This window comes from Acidovorax sp. KNOB132 (assembly GCF_057541515.1).
In genome coordinates, this window is sequence record NZ_BAAJYT010000221.1 from 1 (window position 1) to 5853 (window position 5853).

Here is a 5853-nt window from a genome sequence, read left to right on the forward strand (position 1 = left end):
GTCTTGCCGCTGCCCGAGAACCCGGCAAAGCCCACCACCTTCATTGCGACCTCCTGGGATTTGCTATTAATTCAATAGCAAAAGGAACAATAAGCACTAGGGCATCGACCCGATTCGGCACAAAACCCGCCTGAAAGGACTCAGGCGCAGTGGCGGCTGATGTAGGCCTTGACCAGCACCACGTCGGCCGGCATGACCTGCACGCGCTTGGGCAGCGCCTCGATGCCCTCGAACTTGGCCGGCCGCTCGGGCGGTTGGCCCAGCGCCTCGACGATGGTCTCGGCGAACTTGATCGGCAGCGCGGTTTCCAGTACCAGCATCGGCACGCCGGGACGGATGTGCTCGCGCGCCACCTTCACGCCGTCGGCGGTGTGGGTGTCGATCGTCACGCCGAAACGCTGGAACGTGTCGCGGATGGTCGCGATGCGGTCTGCGTGCGTGCTCTTGCCGCTCACGAAGCCGTAGCGCCCCGCCGCCTCGGCGAAGGCTGGATCGCCGCTCAGGTCGAACGCGCCGTCCCGGGCCAGGGCCTCACCGAACAGCGCCTGCGTGCGGGCGCCGTCGCGGCCGAGCAGGTCGAACACGAAGCGCTCGAAGTTGCTCGCCTTGCTGATGTCCATGGACGGGCTGGAGGTTTCGTGCGTGTCGGCGCTGCCGCGCACGCGGTACACGCCCGTGCGGAAGAACTCGTCCAGCACGTCGTTCTCGTTCGTCGCCACCACCAGCTGGTCGATCGGCAGGCCCATCATGCGCGCCACGTGGCCCGCGCAGACGTTGCCGAAGTTGCCCGACGGCACGGTGAAGCTCACCTTCTGGTCGTTGGTGTCGGTGGCCTGCACGTAGCCGGCGAAGTAGTACACCACCTGCGCCAGCAGGCGCGCCCAGTTGATCGAATTGACCGTGCCGATCTTGTACTGGCGCTTGAAGGCCAGGTCGTTGCTCACGGCCTTGACGATGTCCTGGCAATCGTCGAACACGCCCTCGATGGCGAGGTTGTGGATGTTCTCGTCCTGCAGGCTGAACATCTGCGCCTGCTGGAACGCGCTCATGCGGCCGTACGGGCTGGTCATGAACACGCGCACGCCCTGCTTGCCCTTCATGGCGTATTCGGCGGCGCTGCCGGTGTCGCCGCTGGTCGCGCCCAGGATGTTGAGCGTCTCGCCGCGGCGCGCCAGTTCGTATTCGAACAGGTTGCCCAGCAGCTGCATCGCCATGTCCTTGAAGGCCAGCGTGGGACCGTTGGACAGGGCTTCGAGCCACAGGCTGTTTTCCAGGTGGCGCAGCGGCACGATCTCGCCGGTGCCGAACACCTCGGCCGTGTACGTCTTCTCGCACAGGCGCTTGAGATCCGCCGCGGGAATGTCGTCGATGTAGAGCGACAGGATCTGGAAGGCCAGCTCCGCGTAGCCCTGCTCGTGGTAGGCACGGCGCAGGCGGGTGAGCGCCGCGTCGTCGATCTGCGGGTAGCGCTCGGGCAGGTACAGGCCGCCATCGGGCGCGAGGCCTTCCAGCAGGATGTCGCAGAAATGCTTGCGGTCGGCGTGGCCGCGGGTCGAGACGTACAGCATCAGTTCAGCTCCTCCTTGCGGATGCGCGTGATGGGGCCCAGCACCGTGGGCAGCGCCTGCATCTGCGCGATGGCGTCGTTCATCGTGCCCTCGCGCGTGTCGTGCGTGAGGATGATGAGGTCGGTCTGCGTGGACCCCTCGCCACCCACCTCGTCGGCTTCGCGCTGCAGCACCGCGTCGATGCTGATGCCGGCCGTGGCGAGCAGGCCCGTGACCTTGGCCAGCACGCCAGCCTCGTCGGCCACGCGCAGGCGCAGGTAGTAGCTGGTGACGACCTCGCTCATGGGCAGCACGGGCAGCGTGCCCATGGCCTGGTCGAGCGTGTGCGACTGGAAGGCCAGGTGCGGCACGCGGTGCTCGGGGTCGGCCGAGGCCAGGCGGGCGATGTCCACCAGGTCGGCGATCACGGCGCTGGCCGTGGGCTCGCTGCCGGCGCCCTTGCCGTAGTAGAGCGTGGTGCCCACGGCATCGCCCTGCACCACCACGGCGTTCATGGCGCCTTCCACGTTGGCGATCAGGCGCTTGGCGGGCACGAGCGTGGGGTGCACGCGCAGCTCCACGCCGTCGGTCTGGCCGGAGGCCGCGCCCGCGCCGGAGCGGCGCTTGGCGATGCCCAGCAGCTTGATGCGGTAGCCCAGTTGCTCGGCGTAGCGGATGTCGGCCGCGCCGAGCTTGGTGATGCCTTCCACATAGGCCTTGTCGAACTGCACCGGGATACCGAAGGCGATGGCCGACATGATGGTGGCCTTGTGCGCGGCGTCCACGCCCTCGATGTCGAAGGTCGGGTCGGCCTCGGCATAGCCCAGTCGCTGCGCCTCTTTCAGCACCACGTCGAAATCCAGGCCCTTGTCGCGCATCTCGGACAGGATGAAGTTGGTGGTGCCGTTGATGATGCCGGCGATCCACTGGATGCGGTTGGCGGTGAGCCCTTCGCGCAGCGCCTTGATGATCGGGATGCCCCCGGCCACGGCGGCCTCGAAGGCCACCATCACGCCCTTGGCCGACGCGGCCGCGAAGATCTCGGTGCCGTGCACGGCCAGCAGCGCCTTGTTGGCGGTGACCACGTGCTTGCCGGCGGCGATGGCCTCCAGCACCAGGGCCTTGGCGATGCCGTAGCCGCCGATCAACTCGACCACGATGTCGATGTCGGGGTTGGCGATGACGGCGCGCGCATCGCTCACCACCTGGGCAGTGTCGCCCACGACGGTCCTGGCGCGGGCCGCGTCGAGGTCGGCCACCATGGCGATCTCGATGCCACGGCCGGCGCGGCGGCGGATTTCCTCCTGGTTGCGTTGCAGCACGTTGAAGACGCCGCTGCCGACGGTGCCAATGCCCAGCAGGCCCACTTGGATCGGTTTCATGATCGAATTACCAGTCAAATTGCACTGCAGCGCTAGTTGAATATGCGCTGACAGCTATGAAAATAGGAGTAAAAAATCAGGCGGTGCCATGCTGCTGCCGGTACCGGGCGAGGAAATCCGCCAGGCGGCCGATGGCCACGCGCAGGTCGTCCTCGTGCGGCAGGAACACGATGCGGAAGTGCTGTTGGTCGGGGTAATTGAAGCCCGAGCCCTGCACCAGCATCACGCGCGTGGCGCACAACACCTCCATGAAGAATTGGCGGTCGTCGGCGATGGGGTACATCGCGGGGTCCAGGCGGGGGAACATGTAGAGCGCCGCCTTGGGTTTCACGCAGCTCACGCCCGGGATCGCCGAGATGAGTTCATAGGCCAGGTCGCGCTGGCGCCGCAGGCGCCCGCCTTCCCGGACCAGGTCGTTGATGCTCTGGTAGCCGCCCAGCGCCGTCTGGATGGCCCATTGGCCGGGCACGTTGGAGCCCAGCTTGATGTTGGCGAGCATGTTGATGCCCTCGATGTAATCGCGGGCCACTTCCTTGTTGCCCGAGATCACCATCCAGCCTGCGCGGTAGCCGCACGAGCGGTAGGCCTTGGAGAGCGAGTTGAAGGTCAGCGTGAGCACGTCGGTGGACAGGCTGGCCAGCGCCGTGTGCGTGACGCCGTCGTACAGCACCTTGTCGTACACCTCGTCGGCCAGCAGCACCAGGCCGTGCTCGCGGGCGATCTGCACCAGGGCCTTGAGCAGCTCGTCCGAATACATCGCACCCGTGGGGTTGTTGGGGTTGATGACCACCAGCCCCTTGGTCCGCGGCGTGATCTTGGCGCGGATGTCGTCCAGGTCAGGCATCCAGCCATTGGCCTCGTCGCACAGGTAGTGCACGGGCTTGCCGCCCGACAGGCTGGCGACGGCGGTCCACAGGGGGTAGTCGGGCGCGGGCACCAGCAGTTCGTCGCCATCGTCGAGCAGCGCGTTGGTGGCCATGCCGATCAGGTCGCTCGCGCCGTTGCCCAGGTAGATGTCGTCGAGCGTCACGCCCGCCACGCCCTGCTGCTGGCTGTAGTGCATCACCGCCTTGCGCGCGCCGAAGATGCCTTTGCTGTCCGAATAGCCCGCCGAGTTGGGCAGGTTGCGGATCATGTCCTGCTGGATTTCCTCGGGGGCGTCGAAGCCGAACGGCGCGAGGTTGCCAATGTTCAGCTTGATGATCTTCTGCCCCTCGTCCTCCATCTGCTTGGCCGCGTCCACGATCGGGCCCCGGACATCGTAGAGAACGTTATTGAGCTTCGCGGATTTGTGGATGGTCTTCATGCGCTGGCGAAAAAAGGACGGGAGCCGGACACGGGGGGACTCAGAGACCCGCCAGGAGGCATTGCCTCTGTGGCGAAACCTATAATTTGACCACAGTTCCCGCAGCGCCCTGGGGCCTTTGGCCCCTTGCAGCGCCCCCTTTTCCCGAACGGGCTCCCCGCCCCCAACGCATGAAATTCCAGCCCGACCGCTCCGAAACGCAGACCATCAGCGCCTACGGCCCCGGCTGGATCGGCGTGGACGGCGAAAAGCTCACGACGAGCGTGATCCTCGGCTCGCGCGGGCTGCGCCAGGCGTGGGACTGCACGCGCTTCGAAGACCTGACGCCGGCGCACTTCGCACAACTGGCCGGGCTCGATGCGGAACTCATCCTTTTCGGCAGCGGCACGCGCAACCGCTTTCCGCCGCCCGCCTGGCTGCAGCCGCTGATGGCCAAGCGCATGGGGCTGGAGACCATGGACACCCCGGCGGCCTGCCGCACCTACAACATCCTGGCGGGCGAGGGGCGCAACGTGGTCGCCGCCCTGCTGCTGGAGCCTTGACCGCCAGTTGTGTACTTTGGTTACAGACTGCAGGGCCTGAAAGAGTGCGAAAGAGTCCGTTTCAAGGTAAAATCTCCGGTTGCGGTCGGGGGCCCTCCAAGAGCAATAACACACACCGCTCCCCCGGCTTTTCAACGACTTTCATCCTGAGAGATTGAGTGCCATGGCGATCGTTGTCAACAAACCCCTACCTGAATTTGAAGCCAACGCGACCGGGGGGATCAAGGTCTCCAATACCTCGCATCTTGGCCAGGTTCTGATTCTGTACTTCTATCCCAAGGACAACACCCCTGGCTGCACCACCGAAGCCATGCAGTTCCGCGACAAGTACAAAGATTTCGTCAAGGCCGGCGCAGCCGTCTTCGGCGTGTCGCGCGACAACATGAAGTCGCACGACGACTTCAAGGAAAAGCTCGAACTCCCGTTCGAACTGATTGCCGACACCGAAGAAAAAAATGTGCCACATGTTCGGCGTGGTCAAGAACAAGATCATGTACGGCAAGAAGGTCAAGGGCATCGAACGCAGCACGTTCCTCGTCGGTCCCGACGGCATCCTCGCCCACGAATGGCGCGGCCTCAAGGTGCCGGGCCATGTGGACGAAGTGCTCAAGGCCGTGAAGTCCATCAAGGCCCTCAAGAAAGCTGCCTGAAGCCGGCTGCGGCAGGCTGCCGCAGCCCGTCATGGGGAGCATGCATAATGGGTCGATGCTGCTGAGAAACGCAACGCCCTCCCCTCACCCAAAAGCCGCCTTGGCCTCCAGGCGGCTTTTTGCTTTCTGAACATCCCATCGAGGCCATTGCACCATGCCCCTGCCCCCCGCCCCCACCCGGCGCGCCGCGCTGCTTTCTCCGGATGCTTACCACCAGACCGCGGCCCGTGCGGACCTGACCGCCGTTGACGAACCGGTCGAAGCCTTCGAACCCGCCAACCCTCCCGCCACCCGTTCCACCCGCAGGCCCGCGCGCACGGCCCCCTCCGCCCGCGATGCGGCACCCCGCACTGAAAGCACTGCCGCGCGTGCACCCGCGCCAGTGGCCAGCGAGGCACCGCCGCAACCCGAGCAGCGCGCGCCGTC

Annotated in this window: 4 protein-coding genes and 2 pseudogenes; 3 read left to right on the plus strand and 3 right to left on the minus strand. The window is 65.7% G+C overall.

The annotated features are described in order from the left end of the window. Window positions 1–140: 140 nt before the first annotated feature. The 3 genes from thrC to AC27IO_RS19355 form a co-directional block, all read right to left on the minus strand. The gene (gene thrC / locus AC27IO_RS19345; RefSeq protein ID WP_498740261.1) at window positions 141–1568 is read right to left on the minus strand and encodes a threonine synthase; all 1428 of its coding nucleotides are present in this window, start codon (window positions 1566–1568) and stop codon (window positions 141–143) included. After that, window positions 1568–2929, minus strand: coding sequence for a homoserine dehydrogenase (locus tag AC27IO_RS19350; protein WP_272567932.1), 1362 nt, complete (start codon window positions 2927–2929; stop codon window positions 1568–1570). Before AC27IO_RS19350 ends, thrC begins: the two co-directional genes overlap by 1 nt. Before the next feature lie 76 nt (window positions 2930–3005). Continuing rightward, window positions 3006–4235, minus strand: a complete 1230-nt coding sequence (locus AC27IO_RS19355; protein WP_498740264.1) for a pyridoxal phosphate-dependent aminotransferase — start codon at window positions 4233–4235, stop codon at window positions 3006–3008. A gap of 170 nt (window positions 4236–4405) precedes the next feature. Here AC27IO_RS19355 and AC27IO_RS19360 point away from each other — a divergent pair, with 170 nt between their 5' ends. The 3 genes and pseudogenes from AC27IO_RS19360 to AC27IO_RS19370 all read left to right on the plus strand — a co-directional run. Continuing rightward, window positions 4406–4777, plus strand: a complete 372-nt coding sequence (locus AC27IO_RS19360) for an Mth938-like domain-containing protein (RefSeq protein ID WP_284395750.1) — start codon at window positions 4406–4408, stop codon at window positions 4775–4777. A gap of 163 nt (window positions 4778–4940) precedes the next feature. Next, window positions 4941–5427, plus strand: a pseudogene (locus AC27IO_RS19365) (peroxiredoxin). Window positions 5428–5581: 154 nt separating this feature from the next. Beyond that, window positions 5582–5853, plus strand: a pseudogene (locus AC27IO_RS19370) (PhoH family protein); the annotation flags it as partial.